The following is a 13,736-nucleotide window of genomic DNA, read 5'->3' on the forward strand; positions in this document are numbered from 1 at the left end:
CTAGCATAGCTTTGATGGCTCATAATGTTTTGTGTTGGATGCGGGCTGTGAGGAATTGAATTAGCGGCCACTCGTAAGCAAGCAGGGAGCCGCTAAACTGTGAATATGGAGTCCGATGCAGGTTCTAGCGGTGCTTGCAATCACCTTCCCACTCATTCGATGTTCCCCACTCAGACAAACATGGGCGCTAGTATGAAAGGGCCAGCCCGTTAGAGCCAGCCCTGTTGTGTTATTGTGCAGGCCAGTCGCGAAGCTGGCTATCAGGGACGGCGGGTGTTACTTCGAGCCGTCTTGCCTGTGGTTCCCCGGTAACAATTCCTGCGTGTCTCTAAGGCCCTACAATTATTCGCGACCTAGCTTTCCACGCCGCTGCACAAACTAATTGGGGCGGGCAGAACCCTGTTTACCCCAAACTCTAAAACTCTTTATGCGGATTGGGCGGGCAACTACATTCCCCAATCTATCGCGTCAGGCGTTTGTTGGTCCGGACCTCACCGCCTTATTCACACCGTAACTCGCATACTTGGCTTAAACGGTCACGATCCGTATCTCCCTACCTCAAGGGCGCTCTCCCAGTTGAGCTATACACCAAATTCTATGACGGCCCCAGCGGGTGAATGTTACAACCTTGCGGATGATTCCCGTTGTTCTGGCGTTCCGTCAAACTCTAAACGCAATTATTGACTTTGTATTTCCTGCGCGTATCACACTTATGCGGCCCTGTCAAGCCTGTCTATCAATATTTCTAAGCCCGTCATTGCCTGCGCCAGCTTTACCAGATCGCGGTTGCTGCAATCCCGATCCATGCGCTTAGCGTGAATAAGCCTGTCTAGCCATGCAGGGCCGCAATCGGGATTGATGTCAATCACCAGCTCGTCAAAGGCCTTCCGAACATCCGAACCCAATGCGTTTACCGTGGCAAGCCGTTCGTTCAGCCATTGCTCGTTTCGGAGCGCCTGCTCTTCGTCCTCGATATGACCGCCGGATGATTGGCCCGCCAGGGTGCAGGACATTTTTCCTACCCCGAATATCGGCCAATAAGCCCTTCCTAGCGCCCTGCCGGTGTCTCTGGCCTCTAGGCTAATCAGATTGAACCGATAGGCCCTGCCGAGCGCGTCTGTGCCGTCCGTGCCGTATAGGCTGGCCTTAGCCTCCGCTGCCGCGCTGCCGCGATCCCGTGGCTTGCCTGCCCGTGACAGTTGGCCGGATGGTGTGCGCTTACCCTTCTTGCGTTTTCTGCCTCGTGCCATATCAAAAAACTCCCTGCTGTCTGGATAGGTTCGCGCTCATGGCTTGGGCCTCGCTGCTATGGCTGCTGAAATCATGGCCTCCCATGCTGTCGAAGCGTTCATTCCCGAATGAAAGCCAAGCGCATCCATTCTGGCGAAATAGCTTTCAATCATCGCCTCGGTCGGCTCCACCGGCACGATAGCGAGGCCATTGGCCTCTAGTGCTTTGATTGCGGCGGTGGCGAACTGATAAGGGTTGCGGAATTTTTCATTCATCATCGCCTGAGCCATGATTTCTGCTTCTTTGGTGATGTCGGTCATTTGCTTTCTCCCCGCCGTTCGCGTTTTTCTTTTTCCAACTTCCTGCAATGTTCTTCAAACGCCGCCATGCAGTCTGCGCAATGGCAATTCCCGCGATGTGGAAATATTTTCTTCCCCCGCTCCTGCGCTGCTGTTGGTTCGGTCATGGGTTGGCCTCCTTCGCCCGCATCCGGAACAACCAAGGCCAAAGTTCTTCCGGATCAAACCCAAGTTCGACGGCACGTCGCTCAAGGGCTGGCATCCGCAACGGGAATTTTACGTCAAGCACACTCGATATGTGCAGTCCCTCGGCGCTGTGTCTACCTTGGCAAGACGCCGCCCTAATTAACAAATCTCGCTTACCGTCCATCATTCATCCTCCCAAAAAAGTCCGCAGGCAAAAGGCCCGATTAAAATCATGAAACCGCCTGGTGCGAACGAAAAGCCAAGGGCGAATATCTCGGTGTTTGTTGTAAATATCGGGGTCATTGGGGTGGCTCCAAACTCTTGGCAATTTTTTGCGGCAGTTCGCTGAACTCAATGGCCATTGTCATGAAGCATTGCCCAAAACCCCAACCGGCAACTAACGCCCCCCTTACACTCTGGCTCCATTGCATCGGGTCAATTTCAGCGGTCACAAAAGAGCCAAGCAAAACAGCAAATATGAAGCTAACAAACCATTGCGCTGGATATAAAACCAACCGCACCTTGAAATTGTTCATTTCCGCGCCCCCTCGTAATGCTTGGCGTAGAATGCCGCCCACTTCGGACAGATGCCGGCGTATCTCCCTGCTTTCCAGTTATCGCGTATCTGTTGCACTGTTTGGCCTTTCTGGTGGTCTATGTGGAATTGGGTGGCGGGGGATGGGGTGGTCACCTTTTCCCGCGTGTCCGCTTGGTTTCCATGCTCACAACACAGTCAGTCTTGACCCGCCAATATTCTGACGTTCCACCCTCCGCAGGCTTCCGGTAAAATATCAACCAAGGGTCTTCTTGTTTATAGCCGTCAGCTTCAACGTGCCGCATATCTTGGCCAACATTCATTTGTATTCTGAAAGTGTAATCCGCCATCAAATATCTCCTGTCTCTGCTGTCCATGCGCCGCGTGTGGTCTTCAAAAATTCAATGAAGCCAAGGTCTATTTTGTGATAAAGCACAAACTCATCACCGAACCAGTGCCCTAGTCTCATCTCGTGCATGGTTTCCGCGCAGCATTTATTCGCGGCGGTCGGCTCGAATTGCATTGTTAGGTTTTCGTCAAATTGAGCATTAACGAGCATATTTTTACACTCACCTGGAAGAAGTGCAGCTTTAGCCCGCCATATCTCCTGCCATTTTTCCTTAAGTGCCAACTCTCCTTTGGCCTCTTTATATTCATGGGCCAAACGAGCGTCTTTCTCATCTATGTCCCGAGCAATTGGCTCGCCAAATGGGTTTCCCGAATAGCCGCCTCGCCAACGCTGCCGTGCAATTCTCAGACGGTCTTTTGCATAAACCAACCCTGCGGCGCGCAAAGGTGCTTCTGCGCTAGTCACCGACATCAGATAAAGCAGAATCATTTTCTCGGATGGGCTTAACTGCCCCTCCCCTTGAGAAAAACCGACATCCATAAACGGGGCAGCGGACTTAATCTGCTCGTAAATTTTTTCTTTTTCTACATCGCCTTGTTCTTCCGAATACCCCTTGGATTCAACAGGCGATGCGCGCCTCATTAAATCTTGTAGGTCGGATGAGATATATGCTGGGTTCATATTAGTTGATGTCATTAGTCTTGCTCCATGCGCCGCGTGTGGTGTTGGCCTTGGCTTTCAATCCCGCCAGTATGTCGGCTGTCTTTGGATCGATCTCTTGCCCGTCTGACGAACTGTGCAGGCTTACTGGCTTCCGGCGCAGCACAGCCTTGATGCGGTTGTGATAGTTCTGCTCGGTCGTCGGGAGCCGACCGCCATTGTCGGCGGTTGCACGTTGCTTGATCTGCCGGATGGTCGGGAACCAATCCAGTTCATCAAGACACTTTCGGGCCGCTTGCTCGATCTCTTCGACCGTCAAGTCCCGCAACTGTTTCTGGTAGACCGCCAGCATGGTTTCGCCACGCATTTCGTCGGTCCGCTGCTTTGGCAGGGCCGCTGACAGCGCCAGAATAACTCCGGTGATCTTTTCGGGCGGGGCTGGCGTGAACGCAGGGCGGGCCATTTCCGCCAGTGGCTCTAGCCAGCTACGCTCCGCTGTAGTCGGGCAATGATCCCAGCGCATTGCGTCCAGAGCCTCCCGCCGTGAGCTGCCGAGCTGCTGCATCGAAAAGACCGTCGCCACTTCCTGATTTTTTGCCGCTTTCGCTTCGATTGCCTGTTCCATTTTGCTTTCCAGTTTTCAGTTCTTCCGGTTCGTAAATCGCGCCCCAGCCCTTGCCGACCGCGTATTCCAGCAATCGGCCAGGTGGCCATTCGTCGGTTTGCAGCTTGGCAATGTCGTTGAGGAACCGCCGATGCGCGGTTTCGGTGTTTGTCAGCTTTTTGGCTTTGCGGTTTTTCAGGAAATCCCGCCAAATTCCGCTTTCAGCCCAATCCGGTTTCGGAAAAGCCTCGCGCCCGTGGTGTTTATATACGGGGGTATGGGTGGGGGGGTTTGAATTAATTTCTTTGGGGGGGAGGGAAAGGCCCGGATTTTCTTCGTCACAGTCAGTCACGTTATGTTGCGTGACGTCACGTGACGCATCGCGCTCACGCTTCCTTGCTTGACGTTCACGCGCTTTGGCACGAGCATCTTCTACCGCCTTTTCGGAAACCTTCTTTTCCGCTATCATCATAGCGACTTCTTCTATCAATTCAGCTGGCGTCCCAGCTTCAATAAGGCGTGCCAGAAGGCTCATGCGTCCAACTCCATCAACCAATCAGCAAGGTCACCTTCGAGGCGGAACCACTCCCCGCGCTCGTGCTGTTCCGCGAACCGACGATGCAATTCACCTTCGCGGTCGAATGTCGTTTTGATAAAGGCGATTAAATGAAGCTTCCCACCGGAACCCGTCTGCAACCCGCGCATCCTTTTGGTCGGGTAAGACTCTGAAAATCCAATCTTCACCAGCTTAGTTAGTTCGCACTGGATAAAGTAAACGTAACCCGAGCGACGGGGCTGTGATGGAGTATTCTCTTCCGCGTGGATAACTTCAACACGCTCCCGGTGCATAGACTTCCGTGGGCCGCGCCTTCCGACACAAGGTGTTCCAGAAGCGGAACCGCATTTTGGGCAATCTGCCGTCAGAACAATCTCGCGCCTCATGCCACCACCTCCAGCGCGTCCACCATGCTGGCCAATTCGGCGTCGGACGCGATTTTTCTTTCAACTCGGGACAGCATAACCTTCACCGCGCTGTGCCTCATGCCCAAGGCGTTGCCGATTGCCCCTATCTCATATTTACCCGTCTTGCTCATGACGTAGGCACACGCTTGGCGGGCACAAAGCTGCTTGCGGGCTTCAAGATCAGATGAGCTTGGCCGATAGTCTACGCCCTTCCGGATGCGAATAAGTGATGGGGGAATGCCCAGAACATGAGCCGCCCGCTCCATGAACAGTGGCGATTTATCCGGCTCGACCGGGCTAAATGCGGCCTTTAAATCAATCTCTCGGCATTGGAGCCTTTCGCGCAATGATGGTTGCACGAAGCTGCCAATCGAGAACAGCGGAGACTCCACGCGCCTTTTTGCAATTGTTCCGGTCATTGGCACAGCTCCGCAAAGCGTTCCAATGTGATGACAATAAGGGTCTTGCCCCTATCCTCTCGCAGCGCCAGAAAGTCATTCCCTTCGAGATTTTCGGTCAGGAACTTGGGCAGCGACTTCTTCCGCTTCGCCTCGCCCTTGTAGACTAAATCCGGATCGAAGCCTGGGTATAGGTCCAGATCGCCCTTAGCGTATGTGGTAGCGCCAGACAGGGGGACTTTCTCGCAACGCAGGCCGTATGCCTCGAAGTCCTTTACAAGCTCTCTCTCGAAGTTTCCGCCGCGCCTGCGGTTGTTACGCCCGCGCATTACGTTCTTGCTCTGCTTGGGCTTCTTAAGCGCCTCTGCGTAGGAGCCGGGAGGGGATTTGTCGTCTATCATGCCTCACCCCGCCATATTGCTTGCAGGTGCTTAATATCACTTTCATTTGGATGACCGAGGCCAACGCCCATGCGATACCATTTTATAGCCCATGCGCGGACGCGGTAAGACAGCCAGTAGAAACGGATATGTCGAATTATTGGCCAACGTTTCATGCAGCCTCCAGTTTCAGGATTTTAAACGCCGTTGTGAGCGCAACGCCGTGTTTGCTAGCTGCTTTGCGCAAGGGCATTGTTTGAACGTCCACGCGAAGCTGCTGCGCCTCTGTTAAGGTTAATCGTCTGCGGCAGTGGCGGTGCTCATCCATTGGACCGCTCCCGCAGCTTGTGCTTCAACTCGGCAAGTGCCATCACTGTCGGTTTTACTTCCGGCTCGGCAGCGTCATAGGCAAGCGCCGTTCTGTGGCGACCACCGTTGAGCAGCGCCAGAACAGCACGAGGGACAGCCTTCCAGTTAGTCGGGTCTGTGTTCAGCCTGTCGCCATCAAGGCATTTGAGCGCATACCCTTCCGGTACTGGTCCGTTGGCTTTTTCCCACTCGTGGCGATGTTTCAAAACGTAGCGCCGCTCAAATCCGGTGTGGGGGTTCGTTTCGGCAATACTGACTTCAACGTAACCGTCTTTTGATACGCGCTCGTGGCCGAGGTAGTTATGATTGTGCGGAAGATGCCCTTTTTTGAATTGGGTTTTCCGTGCGTTAGGGTGGCGTCCACCGACACCTTCCGGACATTTCTTTCCCTTGTTTGGAGGGGTAGTGCCTTTGGCAAAATATCCGGTCCGACCAGTCATCCACCCCTTGCGCTTACAAAGAGAGTTGAAATTACTCAGCGAGACATCGTCGCGACCGAACTTACGGCAGAATTTGCGGTGGGCTTCAGCGCGGGCGTCCTTGCTCCGTGCTTCAATCCACTGCAACTCTGCTTCACTATACGGTATCCGCCGCCCCTTCATTAGGATTCAACCGCTTTCAACGCAGGACGATCTTCGATCATCGGCAGTTGGGCTTTGAAGCGGTCGCCATGATCCGCGACAATCTTAACTGCTTTCAGATGAAGGTCAGCGACATCAACAATCTGCGATGAAACGTCGATAATAGACTTTGCGCGCACAGCCTCGGTTGCGATCTGCTCGGGCGTCAAACCTTCATCAGACAGGCGCTCAAGTTCCGCAAACAGGTGATTATTCAGGTCAATAAGTTTGTTTTTCATGACTTCACTCCGATCTGTGCAATTTTACTGTTCAAGGCGTCGCGTTCCTTCGGCCCGATCTCCCGCCCGTCCTCGCTCTCGGGATGGTGAGCTGCCGACTTGGCTTTCAGATATTCGTGCATGACTTCTGCCAGTTCGTCGTGATTGATGCCCTCTGGCGTCTTGACGATCTGGAACCCGTCGGGCAGCAGCAGGGACAGTAATTCGGGATCAACGCCAGCCTTCGCGTAGCCATTGAACGCCGCAATATTCATCACGCTGTCACCGTTGGCATGCTTATCAACCGTGCTCGGGCTTAGCTGCGTCTTATGCGCCAGTATCTTCCGAGCGATAGGACACGCTTCAAAAACGTCTTTCTGGGCGTCTTTCGCAGCATCTACGAATTTACGATTGAGGCACATGATTTTACGATCCTTTACGTGTAGCTATTGAGCATGGAAGAAAGAGAGAAAATCAGGAGCGCGGCGATAAGCAACTTGGCCGCGCTCCCTAGTTGCCAGCGAAAAGGAGCTATCGCTGGTAGGGGGTTTCATGCGTCCAACTCGCCCAGAAAATTATCAGGCAGCTTGACGCCCTGCTCCGTCGCCAAAGCAGCAAACTTCATTCGCTTGAGGATTGGAACGCCGCGAACTCGCCAATTGTGGAGTGTCTGCGAAGTGATGCCGAGCCGCTTCCTAACCGCTTCACCGCCAACGGCGTCGATTAGGGGGCTGTGTTTGTGATAATTCGTAGCCATAACAATTCAATACACGTTCCGTGGATTGATTGCAAGCCCATTTCGTTGATAGATAAAAACGGTGGCGAGTCTATATTGCCCTGCATGGTAGACATAAAAAGCATGGGCAAGCGTATCAAAGCTCGTATTGATGAAATCGGCCTGACGCAAAAGAGGGTAGCCGAGTTATCCGGCATATCCTCTCAGCGCCTCGGCAATTATGTGCAGGGCACACGCCCGCCAGATATTTGCACCCTGGCAAAGATCGCCAACGCCCTCGGTGTGTCAGTAGATTGGGTGCTAGGCCTTAGTGAACACGGCCCTGGGACCGACATTGAGCCAGTATTGCAACGTCTGCTGGTGCTAGACGGGATGGACGAGGCTCGGGCGGCGGTGCTGTCTCAAGTCGCTCAAGAAGCTCTAAGGCTATTGAACACCCTTCCTGATGATGTCGAGCATCGGGCGAAAGCTCATCTCGCTGTTCAGGCAATCTGGAATACGCGGCCTTCATCAAAGCCCTCTTGATAGCATTATTAATCTTCATACAATCTCCTAGCGCGACCCGAAAAACGAAGCCTAATGTTTTTCGGGATGTAGGAAAGCGTTTTTTTCGTCGAAATAAATAAACACGCTATGTGTTGACACGCTCCACACAGTGTGTATAACAAGCTTCAAGAGACAACTTGGAGCTGAACATGACCACACCAAAAAAATATGAGTTCACCGGCGAGACCAAAGAACACTTTGGCGTCACTCTGAAGCAAATCCGGCTTCTAGTAGATATTGCGGCCCTCGGGCTATCCGCAGGCACTGTCGGCGGTTGGATCGAGAAAGAGGATAATCTTTCGCATAATGGCGATGCGTGGGTCTATGGCAATGCGCTGGTCTCTGGCGATGCGCGGGTCTCTGGCAATGCGCTGGTCTCTGGCGATGCGCGGGTCTCTGGCGATGCGCGGGTCTCTGGCAGTGCGCGGGTCTCTGGCGATGCACGGGTCTCTAAAACTAACATAACAGCGAACCGCAGCGACGGATATATATTCTCGGTTTGCGCAACTCCAGATGGACCCCGTATCATCGCCGGTTGCAGATATTTCACCTACGCGGAAGCTATAAAGCACTGGCGCGAAACTCGCGGCGGCACACAGCTTGGCGAGGAAAGCCTGTTGTTGGTTAAGCACTTGAAGGCGATGGCTAAACTAAATGGCCTCGACAAGAAGGCGTCATCATGACCGACACCCGCATACAAGCGCAGGTGACGCAAGCCGATCGTGACGCTGCGGATGAATGGACATTCATAGAATGTATGCGGTGCAGCGAATACGAGGGTGATTTTGGAGCGGACCTTGCTGCCGACTTCGCCGCCCACCGTATCGCAGCCCTCGACGGCCTAAACCCCGACGCCATTGCCGATGTTGTGGAGGCTTTGCGGGAGGCTCGTGCGACAATTAACGAGATGGCGCGACCTTCAACTGGCAGTAAATTAAAGCCCAGCATGGAAATGTGGGCGGAATGTGTCGCCGTTGAAAAGCGATGCAGGGACGCACTCGCCAAGCTGGAGGCGCAGTCATGAGTATGCCCGCAGCATGGCAAGCCGGTTACGACTGGGGTTATGGCAAGGGGCCATTTGCGGGCCTGTCGGCAATGGAAGCGCCAGAAGCGGCAGGCTATCCAATAGATGACGATGCGAACTCCGAGCTGTGGGATGCGGGGGCAGAAGCCGCGCTAAACGAGCAAATGGAGGCATCCCAATGACCACCCTCAACAAAATCCGCCAAGCATACGAATTGCTTGAAGCCGCCACGAAAGACGACGCTCTTTCGGACAAGGCGCACGACGCGATTATCGAAAGCCTGTCAGCCGTTGACGACGCGCTGGCACTGGCAACCCCATGCTTTGAGGACAGCTACGGCAACGTGATCGACCTCGACGCGGCAGCACGGCGCAACATGATCGAAGCTTATGGCAATGATTTAGCGAAGGAGGCCCGTCATGGGTAAGGCCCGCGAACAAATGCAGCGGCAGCGTGATGAAAGCGAACGCCTGCTGGAATGGAACCGCGCCGCGACAATCCGGCAGCTACAGGCCGATTTTGAGAAACCAGAGAGTTTGGCTAGATTGATGGAATACAATCCTGATAGCGGAGCGCTAAAGTGGCGCGCCAGGATGCCGGAAATGTTTGCGGTGAAGTATAGACAGCCAGAGGCCCAATGTGCCGCATGGAATACGCGATGGGCTGGAAAGCCTGCTTTAAATTGTCAGGACAAAAGCGGCTACAGGCACGGGCGCGTCAATCGCAAAAAGGTTTATGCTCATCGCGCCGCTTGGGAGATATTCCACGGATCGCCGCCAGAAAACCAAATCGACCACATTAACGGCGTCAGGAATGACAATCGAATAGCCAATTTGAGAGACGTGACTTGTTCGCAAAATCTTCAAAATGCGAAGCTGAGAACATCCAACTCTTCTGGCTGCACTGGCGTCTCGTTTAATGGACAACTCCAAAAGTGGGAAACATACATAATTGTTGATTCCAAACAAATTCGCCTCGGCATGTTTGCAGATTTCGACGACGCCGTAGCAGCCAGAAAGAAGGCTGAACGGGTGCATGGCTTTCACCCCAACCACGGCAGGTCCGAACAAGATTTGCGCGCCGCTGGAATGAGTTGGGAACAAGTTTGGGACGCAAAGAACGCAGAGTTTTTCGACCCTGAAATATTCCGGTCTATCCAGCAGGAGACAGAAGCATGAAATTCGATTTTTGGAGACTTTTACCGCCATATTGGATGCAAAATCAGCGGACAGATTATGAATGGGATTCCGCGCTATCTGCTGCAATCGATAGGTTCGGCGTGGAGGAGGTGAATTATTATCTCTGCCGTATAGGCGGTGTCGCCGTCTGGATACAAAATTACCCTTATGCTTACGGCAGTATGCATAATGGCGGAGTTGATTTTCTTCCCACCGTATCAACCCGGAAGAAGTTGCGCAAGGCTGTGGCAAAGGCTCGCATCACAGCCCTTCCAGAAGGCTGGCAATCATGACCCGCGCAATAGCAGCATTTCGTCACGGCGACCCTATGGAAGCCCTGCTTATCCTTGCCGGTATATTCGGAACTGCGGTTGCGGTGACGGGATTGGCGGTGGTGTTGTGAAAATCGAGCCACTTTCAGAGCGAACCCAAATGATATTATTGTCGCCCGTTCTCATTCCTTGTGCAGCCGCAATGCTTGTAGCCGTTGCCACATTGGGTCCGTTTGTATGGTTAACCTATCGGGCAAACGAGATATACGAGATCCGCCAAAAACGCAAAGGTTTGCACAAGTGGTTCGCATGGAGGCCTGTCCGCCTGAAAGGATTCTGGTTCGACCGGAAGGATAGTTTTGTTTGGCTTGAAACCGTCGAGCGCGAATATCAACTGGGCTGGGTGTATCGGTTCGTTGGCGAGAAAGACTTTTATCAACGCCGTGATCGTGGGGCTAAGCCATGACCAAACAAGCAAACAGCGACCGCATCCCTCCCCAGGACGACGACATACCAGAATGGCACACAGCCCCGCACGATTGGCGGAGCCTGCCCATTGACGAGATAATGCACAGGAGATTTAATTATGACCGCAATTGCCAAAACTAAAGACGCGGACATTCAGCCGGTAGACTACCAGACTGGGTTGCTATCCGTGATCGAGCGCGCCGCGTCTGACCCGACAGTTGACGTTGACAAAATGGAGCGCCTGCTTGCCATGCAAGAGCGCGTTATGGAGCGCCAAGCCAAGGCAGACTTTACCGCTGCGAAGCTGGCGATGCAACCTGAATTGCCCTCAATCACAATGAAGGGCAAGATTGTCATTAAAGAAAAGAATGGTGATAAGATTATCCAGTCGACCCCGTTTGCTCGGTTCGAGGATATTCACGAAGCCGTCATGCCGATTTTGCAGCGCCACGGCTTTGATCTGAAATTCAAGAACAGCACCACCGAAAGCGGCAAGCCGGTCGTCACCACGATCTTGGAGCATAGCAGCGGCCATAGCGACAGCACAGAATTTGAACTTCCTATGGACAGCAGCGGCAGCAAGAACAACGTGCAGGCTATCGGTTCCAGCACCAGCTACGGCAAGCGCTACGGCACACTGTCAATCCTGAACTTGCGCGTTCATGGCGAGGATGACGACGCGCAGACGGTAACAAAGGAATTTGTTGAAGCCGACAAGCCTTGGGTGACTGGCCCTGCCAAGAACAAAACTGCTTTGAAGAAAATGGCGCGTGAATTTGGCCTTGAAGTCGGCGACATTGAAGACACCGAAACGCTCGATTTGCTGCTCAATTCAAAAGAGTCAAAAGAGCTTATCGGTCAGATCATGACCAACCTGCCCTTATGGTGGGAAGGTGACGGCGGCGACAACAAAGGCGTTGAAGGCGTTATCCGACAGAAGCGCGATGAACTGCGGTTAGCTGGCAAATGATCGACATGGCCGAAATAGAAGAAATGCGGGAGCGCGGCCTGTCCTACCGGCAGATCGGCAACAAGCTGGGCATATCACATAATATGGTTTGCCACTACTGCCACGAGCACGGAATTGTTGGCCCGAATGACTTTAGCCGCCCGTCCAAGAAATACCCGCCGGAGATAGACGCGCACATTCTGCAAATGCGGGAGCAGGGCATAGGCTATCGCCAGATCGCCGCCGAATTGGACGCGCCGGAAACGTCAATCCGTAACCGTATGCGGACAATGGCGCGCCGTGAACTTTTGGAGGAAGCAGCATGAACCACGCAGATGATTACAAGGCAATCAACGCAATCGGCGAACAGATCGCGTCTTTTCGTGCTAGCGATGAAACCGCGCTGGTTGTCGGCTTCGGCAGCCACAAAGGCTCGCCAGGATGCGAAAGCGGCTCTTTGAGTGTCACGGTCCGCAAGGGCGGGTTTGAGGCCACTAGCGAGGCTCTACGGCTTGGCGATGCCATCTTTCTGGCGCGGGGCAAGGTCAATCGGGAGATAGAGGCGGATCGCGCTGCAAAGGAAAAGGCGAAGGCAGAGGTATGACCGGCGCGCTCTCCAAGCATCACAAATTCGGCAGGGTTAAGGAAAAATATAACCGTATCCCGAACGCGAAGGAGCGCGCCTTTCATCTTTATTTGATCGACAATGAACTGTGCGTCTGTGGCTGTGGCCGCAAAGCAGAATGCGTCCATCATCCGTTGCAACGTCATCCAGAACAGCGGTGGCGTCGGGATCATGAGTTTGTCGTCCCGATGGCGGATGAATGCCACCGGAGCCTTCACGGGTCGGGAAACGAGCGTTCGTGGGTTGATGGTCGGGGAATTGGACATTTGCCGCTGCTAGCCGCTGGCTACAGGGTGCAGGGAATTTATGCGGGGATATTGTAATGGCGCATCGGATCATAAACAACCAGGCTGATCTAACCGCATTCGTGACAATGCTGGATAGCCTCAAACTTCCGTTTACGGTCGAATGGGTGCAGGGCCGCGACCGGAGCAAGGACCAGAACGCCTTGCAATTCCTGTGGGCTACGGAAGCGGCTGACCAGCTTGTCGACAGCACGGCAGAGGAAATCCGCCACCGCTGGAAGCTGGAGCATGGCGTCCCGATCCTGCGCGAAGATAGCGGAGAGTTTCGGGAGATATACGACAAGGCAATCAAGCCCCTGCCCTATGAAATGAAGATCGCCGCAATGGCCTTTATTCCGGTGACTAGCGAAATGAAGGTCCGGCAAATGGTCCGGTATCTGGACACGGTGCAGCGTGAATGCCTGCAAATGGGAATAAGGCTGACTGATCCAGACCCGATGCTGGCGACTTATCAGAAGCGGTATCGGGCCAAAGACACGATTGATGAAGTTTTAACAGAAGGAAAATGAAATGACAGACTTAGTAGCAGCCGACCAACTACGCCTCTTTATCGAACGGATCGAGCGCCTTGAAGAAGAAAAGCAGGGCATGGCGGATGATATCCGCGACGTTTATTCCGAGGCAAAATCACAAGGCTATGACGCCAAGATTATGAAGAAGGTTGTCGCCCTCCGCAAGATGGAGGCCCACGACCGGCAGGAAATGGAAGCTATTCTGGACACCTACAAAGATGCACTTGGATTGAGTTAACCAACAGGGGCGGGCGGTAAAACGTCCGTCCCGTGAAAGGAATAGATTGTGAAGCATGAATACGAAATGGAG

Annotated in this window: 28 protein-coding genes; 14 read left to right on the forward strand and 14 right to left on the reverse strand. The window is 53.5% G+C overall.

Going from position 1 to position 13,736, the window contains the following annotated elements:
- Nucleotides 1–710: 710 nt before the first annotated feature.
- The 14 genes from SPHFLASMR4Y_RS08455 to SPHFLASMR4Y_RS08520 form a co-directional block, all read right to left on the reverse strand.
- The gene (locus SPHFLASMR4Y_RS08455) at nucleotides 711–1,250 is read right to left on the reverse strand and encodes a hypothetical protein (protein WP_089133143.1); all 540 of its coding nucleotides are present in this window, start codon (nucleotides 1,248–1,250) and stop codon (nucleotides 711–713) included.
- A 36-nt stretch (nucleotides 1,251–1,286) separates the two neighbouring features.
- Nucleotides 1,287–1,550 carry a hypothetical protein gene (locus tag SPHFLASMR4Y_RS08460; RefSeq protein ID WP_089133144.1) on the reverse strand — a complete coding sequence of 88 codons (264 nt, stop codon included), beginning with the start codon at nucleotides 1,548–1,550 and terminating at the stop codon, nucleotides 1,287–1,289.
- Entirely contained in the window at nucleotides 1,547–1,696 is a 150-nt protein-coding gene (locus tag SPHFLASMR4Y_RS17115; RefSeq protein ID WP_186265892.1) for a hypothetical protein, read from the reverse strand. Before SPHFLASMR4Y_RS17115 ends, SPHFLASMR4Y_RS08460 begins: the two co-directional genes overlap by 4 nt.
- 318 nt (nucleotides 1,697–2,014) lie before the next feature.
- Entirely contained in the window at nucleotides 2,015–2,251 is a 237-nt protein-coding gene (locus SPHFLASMR4Y_RS08470; RefSeq protein ID WP_089133146.1) for a hypothetical protein, read from the reverse strand.
- A gap of 348 nt (nucleotides 2,252–2,599) precedes the next feature.
- Nucleotides 2,600–3,295 carry a hypothetical protein gene (locus SPHFLASMR4Y_RS08480; protein ID WP_186265893.1) on the reverse strand — a complete coding sequence of 232 codons (696 nt, stop codon included), beginning with the start codon at nucleotides 3,293–3,295 and terminating at the stop codon, nucleotides 2,600–2,602.
- Nucleotides 3,282–3,782, reverse strand: coding sequence for a hypothetical protein (locus SPHFLASMR4Y_RS17120; RefSeq protein ID WP_186265894.1), 501 nt, complete (start codon nucleotides 3,780–3,782; stop codon nucleotides 3,282–3,284). The genes SPHFLASMR4Y_RS08480 and SPHFLASMR4Y_RS17120 overlap by 14 nt, the downstream gene beginning before the upstream one ends.
- Entirely contained in the window at nucleotides 3,745–4,398 is a 654-nt protein-coding gene (locus tag SPHFLASMR4Y_RS08490; protein WP_089133150.1) for a hypothetical protein, read from the reverse strand. Before SPHFLASMR4Y_RS08490 ends, SPHFLASMR4Y_RS17120 begins: the two co-directional genes overlap by 38 nt.
- A complete protein-coding gene (locus SPHFLASMR4Y_RS08495; protein ID WP_186265895.1) occupies nucleotides 4,395–4,712 on the reverse strand; it encodes a GIY-YIG nuclease family protein in 318 nt (105 codons plus the stop codon). Before SPHFLASMR4Y_RS08495 ends, SPHFLASMR4Y_RS08490 begins: the two co-directional genes overlap by 4 nt.
- Nucleotides 4,713–4,801: 89 nt before the next feature.
- Entirely contained in the window at nucleotides 4,802–5,245 is a 444-nt protein-coding gene (locus tag SPHFLASMR4Y_RS08500) for a hypothetical protein (protein ID WP_089133152.1), read from the reverse strand.
- Nucleotides 5,242–5,625: a hypothetical protein gene (locus tag SPHFLASMR4Y_RS08505; RefSeq protein ID WP_089133153.1), complete on the reverse strand. Its 384-nt coding sequence runs from the start codon at nucleotides 5,623–5,625 to the stop codon at nucleotides 5,242–5,244. Before SPHFLASMR4Y_RS08505 ends, SPHFLASMR4Y_RS08500 begins: the two co-directional genes overlap by 4 nt.
- Nucleotides 5,626–5,776: 151 nt before the next feature.
- Nucleotides 5,777–5,932: a hypothetical protein gene (locus tag SPHFLASMR4Y_RS17125; RefSeq protein ID WP_186265896.1), complete on the reverse strand. Its 156-nt coding sequence runs from the start codon at nucleotides 5,930–5,932 to the stop codon at nucleotides 5,777–5,779.
- Entirely contained in the window at nucleotides 5,925–6,539 is a 615-nt protein-coding gene (locus tag SPHFLASMR4Y_RS08510; protein WP_260806888.1) for an HNH endonuclease signature motif containing protein, read from the reverse strand. Before SPHFLASMR4Y_RS08510 ends, SPHFLASMR4Y_RS17125 begins: the two co-directional genes overlap by 8 nt.
- 35 nt (nucleotides 6,540–6,574) lie before the next feature.
- Nucleotides 6,575–6,832, reverse strand: coding sequence for a hypothetical protein (locus SPHFLASMR4Y_RS08515; RefSeq protein ID WP_089133155.1), 258 nt, complete (start codon nucleotides 6,830–6,832; stop codon nucleotides 6,575–6,577).
- Nucleotides 6,829–7,233: a hypothetical protein gene (locus SPHFLASMR4Y_RS08520; RefSeq protein ID WP_089133156.1), complete on the reverse strand. Its 405-nt coding sequence runs from the start codon at nucleotides 7,231–7,233 to the stop codon at nucleotides 6,829–6,831. Before SPHFLASMR4Y_RS08520 ends, SPHFLASMR4Y_RS08515 begins: the two co-directional genes overlap by 4 nt.
- Nucleotides 7,234–7,670: 437 nt before the next feature.
- Here SPHFLASMR4Y_RS08520 and SPHFLASMR4Y_RS08530 point away from each other — a divergent pair, with 437 nt between their 5' ends.
- The 14 genes from SPHFLASMR4Y_RS08530 to SPHFLASMR4Y_RS08595 all read left to right on the forward strand — a co-directional run bounded on the left by SPHFLASMR4Y_RS08530 (nucleotide 7,671) and on the right by SPHFLASMR4Y_RS08595 (nucleotide 13,664).
- Entirely contained in the window at nucleotides 7,671–8,072 is a 402-nt protein-coding gene (locus tag SPHFLASMR4Y_RS08530) for a helix-turn-helix domain-containing protein (protein WP_186265897.1), read from the forward strand.
- Nucleotides 8,073–8,242: 170 nt separating this feature from the next.
- Entirely contained in the window at nucleotides 8,243–8,776 is a 534-nt protein-coding gene (locus SPHFLASMR4Y_RS17245) for a hypothetical protein (protein WP_222102918.1), read from the forward strand.
- Complete coding sequence (locus tag SPHFLASMR4Y_RS08540; RefSeq protein ID WP_089133159.1) at nucleotides 8,773–9,117, forward strand: hypothetical protein; 345 nt, start codon at nucleotides 8,773–8,775, stop codon at nucleotides 9,115–9,117. Before SPHFLASMR4Y_RS17245 ends, SPHFLASMR4Y_RS08540 begins: the two co-directional genes overlap by 4 nt.
- Nucleotides 9,114–9,299, forward strand: a complete 186-nt coding sequence (locus SPHFLASMR4Y_RS08545) for a hypothetical protein (RefSeq protein ID WP_145955501.1) — start codon at nucleotides 9,114–9,116, stop codon at nucleotides 9,297–9,299. The genes SPHFLASMR4Y_RS08540 and SPHFLASMR4Y_RS08545 overlap by 4 nt, the downstream gene beginning before the upstream one ends.
- Nucleotides 9,296–9,544 (forward strand): hypothetical protein, encoded by a 249-nt coding sequence (locus tag SPHFLASMR4Y_RS08550; protein ID WP_089133161.1) that lies wholly within the window; start codon nucleotides 9,296–9,298, stop codon nucleotides 9,542–9,544. Before SPHFLASMR4Y_RS08545 ends, SPHFLASMR4Y_RS08550 begins: the two co-directional genes overlap by 4 nt.
- Nucleotides 9,537–10,295, forward strand: a complete 759-nt coding sequence (locus tag SPHFLASMR4Y_RS08555; RefSeq protein WP_089133162.1) for an HNH endonuclease signature motif containing protein — start codon at nucleotides 9,537–9,539, stop codon at nucleotides 10,293–10,295. Before SPHFLASMR4Y_RS08550 ends, SPHFLASMR4Y_RS08555 begins: the two co-directional genes overlap by 8 nt.
- Nucleotides 10,292–10,588: a hypothetical protein gene (locus tag SPHFLASMR4Y_RS08560; RefSeq protein ID WP_145955502.1), complete on the forward strand. Its 297-nt coding sequence runs from the start codon at nucleotides 10,292–10,294 to the stop codon at nucleotides 10,586–10,588. Before SPHFLASMR4Y_RS08555 ends, SPHFLASMR4Y_RS08560 begins: the two co-directional genes overlap by 4 nt.
- Nucleotides 10,589–10,694: 106 nt before the next feature.
- Complete coding sequence (locus SPHFLASMR4Y_RS08565) at nucleotides 10,695–11,033, forward strand: hypothetical protein (protein WP_145955503.1); 339 nt, start codon at nucleotides 10,695–10,697, stop codon at nucleotides 11,031–11,033.
- A gap of 120 nt (nucleotides 11,034–11,153) precedes the next feature.
- Nucleotides 11,154–12,005 (forward strand): ERF family protein, encoded by an 852-nt coding sequence (locus SPHFLASMR4Y_RS08570; protein WP_089133165.1) that lies wholly within the window; start codon nucleotides 11,154–11,156, stop codon nucleotides 12,003–12,005.
- Nucleotides 12,002–12,310, forward strand: coding sequence for a hypothetical protein (locus SPHFLASMR4Y_RS08575; protein WP_089133166.1), 309 nt, complete (start codon nucleotides 12,002–12,004; stop codon nucleotides 12,308–12,310). The genes SPHFLASMR4Y_RS08570 and SPHFLASMR4Y_RS08575 overlap by 4 nt, the downstream gene beginning before the upstream one ends.
- Complete coding sequence (locus tag SPHFLASMR4Y_RS08580; protein ID WP_089133167.1) at nucleotides 12,307–12,588, forward strand: hypothetical protein; 282 nt, start codon at nucleotides 12,307–12,309, stop codon at nucleotides 12,586–12,588. Before SPHFLASMR4Y_RS08575 ends, SPHFLASMR4Y_RS08580 begins: the two co-directional genes overlap by 4 nt.
- Nucleotides 12,585–12,932 (forward strand): hypothetical protein, encoded by a 348-nt coding sequence (locus tag SPHFLASMR4Y_RS08585; protein WP_089133168.1) that lies wholly within the window; start codon nucleotides 12,585–12,587, stop codon nucleotides 12,930–12,932. The genes SPHFLASMR4Y_RS08580 and SPHFLASMR4Y_RS08585 overlap by 4 nt, the downstream gene beginning before the upstream one ends.
- Entirely contained in the window at nucleotides 12,932–13,423 is a 492-nt protein-coding gene (locus tag SPHFLASMR4Y_RS08590; protein WP_089133169.1) for a hypothetical protein, read from the forward strand. Before SPHFLASMR4Y_RS08585 ends, SPHFLASMR4Y_RS08590 begins: the two co-directional genes overlap by 1 nt.
- A gap of 1 nt (nucleotide 13,424) precedes the next feature.
- Entirely contained in the window at nucleotides 13,425–13,664 is a 240-nt protein-coding gene (locus SPHFLASMR4Y_RS08595) for a DUF2312 domain-containing protein (RefSeq protein ID WP_089133170.1), read from the forward strand.
- Nucleotides 13,665–13,736 lie beyond the last annotated feature (72 nt).

Origin of the sequence: Sphingorhabdus sp. SMR4y, assembly GCF_002218195.1 — a bacterium.
GTDB lineage: Bacteria > Pseudomonadota > Alphaproteobacteria > Sphingomonadales > Sphingomonadaceae > Parasphingorhabdus.

What these genes read in the sequence shown, in the direction of transcription:
- SPHFLASMR4Y_RS08455 (WP_089133143.1), bottom strand. Translation starts at nt 1,250, where the DNA reads ATGGCACGAGGCAGAAAACGCAAGAAGGGTAAGCGCACACCATCCGGC.
- SPHFLASMR4Y_RS08460 (WP_089133144.1), bottom strand. Translation starts at nt 1,550, where the DNA reads ATGACCGACATCACCAAAGAAGCAGAAATCATGGCTCAGGCGATGATG.
- SPHFLASMR4Y_RS17115 (WP_186265892.1), bottom strand. Translation starts at nt 1,696, where the DNA reads ATGACCGAACCAACAGCAGCGCAGGAGCGGGGGAAGAAAATATTTCCA.
- SPHFLASMR4Y_RS08470 (WP_089133146.1), bottom strand. Translation starts at nt 2,251, where the DNA reads ATGAACAATTTCAAGGTGCGGTTGGTTTTATATCCAGCGCAATGGTTT.
- SPHFLASMR4Y_RS08480 (WP_186265893.1), bottom strand. Translation starts at nt 3,295, where the DNA reads ATGACATCAACTAATATGAACCCAGCATATATCTCATCCGACCTACAA.
- SPHFLASMR4Y_RS17120 (WP_186265894.1), bottom strand. Translation starts at nt 3,782, where the DNA reads ATGCGCTGGGATCATTGCCCGACTACAGCGGAGCGTAGCTGGCTAGAG.
- SPHFLASMR4Y_RS08490 (WP_089133150.1), bottom strand. Translation starts at nt 4,398, where the DNA reads ATGAGCCTTCTGGCACGCCTTATTGAAGCTGGGACGCCAGCTGAATTG.
- SPHFLASMR4Y_RS08495 (WP_186265895.1), bottom strand. Translation starts at nt 4,712, where the DNA reads ATGCACCGGGAGCGTGTTGAAGTTATCCACGCGGAAGAGAATACTCCA.
- SPHFLASMR4Y_RS08500 (WP_089133152.1), bottom strand. Translation starts at nt 5,245, where the DNA reads ATGACCGGAACAATTGCAAAAAGGCGCGTGGAGTCTCCGCTGTTCTCG.
- SPHFLASMR4Y_RS08505 (WP_089133153.1), bottom strand. Translation starts at nt 5,625, where the DNA reads ATGATAGACGACAAATCCCCTCCCGGCTCCTACGCAGAGGCGCTTAAG.
- SPHFLASMR4Y_RS17125 (WP_186265896.1), bottom strand. Translation starts at nt 5,932, where the DNA reads ATGGATGAGCACCGCCACTGCCGCAGACGATTAACCTTAACAGAGGCG.
- SPHFLASMR4Y_RS08515 (WP_089133155.1), bottom strand. Translation starts at nt 6,832, where the DNA reads ATGAAAAACAAACTTATTGACCTGAATAATCACCTGTTTGCGGAACTT.
- SPHFLASMR4Y_RS08520 (WP_089133156.1), bottom strand. Translation starts at nt 7,233, where the DNA reads ATGTGCCTCAATCGTAAATTCGTAGATGCTGCGAAAGACGCCCAGAAA.
- SPHFLASMR4Y_RS08530 (WP_186265897.1), top strand. Translation starts at nt 7,671, where the DNA reads ATGGGCAAGCGTATCAAAGCTCGTATTGATGAAATCGGCCTGACGCAA.
- SPHFLASMR4Y_RS17245 (WP_222102918.1), top strand. Translation starts at nt 8,243, where the DNA reads ATGACCACACCAAAAAAATATGAGTTCACCGGCGAGACCAAAGAACAC.
- SPHFLASMR4Y_RS08540 (WP_089133159.1), top strand. Translation starts at nt 8,773, where the DNA reads ATGACCGACACCCGCATACAAGCGCAGGTGACGCAAGCCGATCGTGAC.
- SPHFLASMR4Y_RS08545 (WP_145955501.1), top strand. Translation starts at nt 9,114, where the DNA reads ATGAGTATGCCCGCAGCATGGCAAGCCGGTTACGACTGGGGTTATGGC.
- SPHFLASMR4Y_RS08550 (WP_089133161.1), top strand. Translation starts at nt 9,296, where the DNA reads ATGACCACCCTCAACAAAATCCGCCAAGCATACGAATTGCTTGAAGCC.
- SPHFLASMR4Y_RS08555 (WP_089133162.1), top strand. Translation starts at nt 9,537, where the DNA reads ATGGGTAAGGCCCGCGAACAAATGCAGCGGCAGCGTGATGAAAGCGAA.
- SPHFLASMR4Y_RS08560 (WP_145955502.1), top strand. Translation starts at nt 10,292, where the DNA reads ATGAAATTCGATTTTTGGAGACTTTTACCGCCATATTGGATGCAAAAT.
- SPHFLASMR4Y_RS08570 (WP_089133165.1), top strand. Translation starts at nt 11,154, where the DNA reads ATGACCGCAATTGCCAAAACTAAAGACGCGGACATTCAGCCGGTAGAC.
- SPHFLASMR4Y_RS08575 (WP_089133166.1), top strand. Translation starts at nt 12,002, where the DNA reads ATGATCGACATGGCCGAAATAGAAGAAATGCGGGAGCGCGGCCTGTCC.
- SPHFLASMR4Y_RS08580 (WP_089133167.1), top strand. Translation starts at nt 12,307, where the DNA reads ATGAACCACGCAGATGATTACAAGGCAATCAACGCAATCGGCGAACAG.
- SPHFLASMR4Y_RS08585 (WP_089133168.1), top strand. Translation starts at nt 12,585, where the DNA reads ATGACCGGCGCGCTCTCCAAGCATCACAAATTCGGCAGGGTTAAGGAA.
- SPHFLASMR4Y_RS08590 (WP_089133169.1), top strand. Translation starts at nt 12,932, where the DNA reads ATGGCGCATCGGATCATAAACAACCAGGCTGATCTAACCGCATTCGTG.
- SPHFLASMR4Y_RS08595 (WP_089133170.1), top strand. Translation starts at nt 13,425, where the DNA reads ATGACAGACTTAGTAGCAGCCGACCAACTACGCCTCTTTATCGAACGG.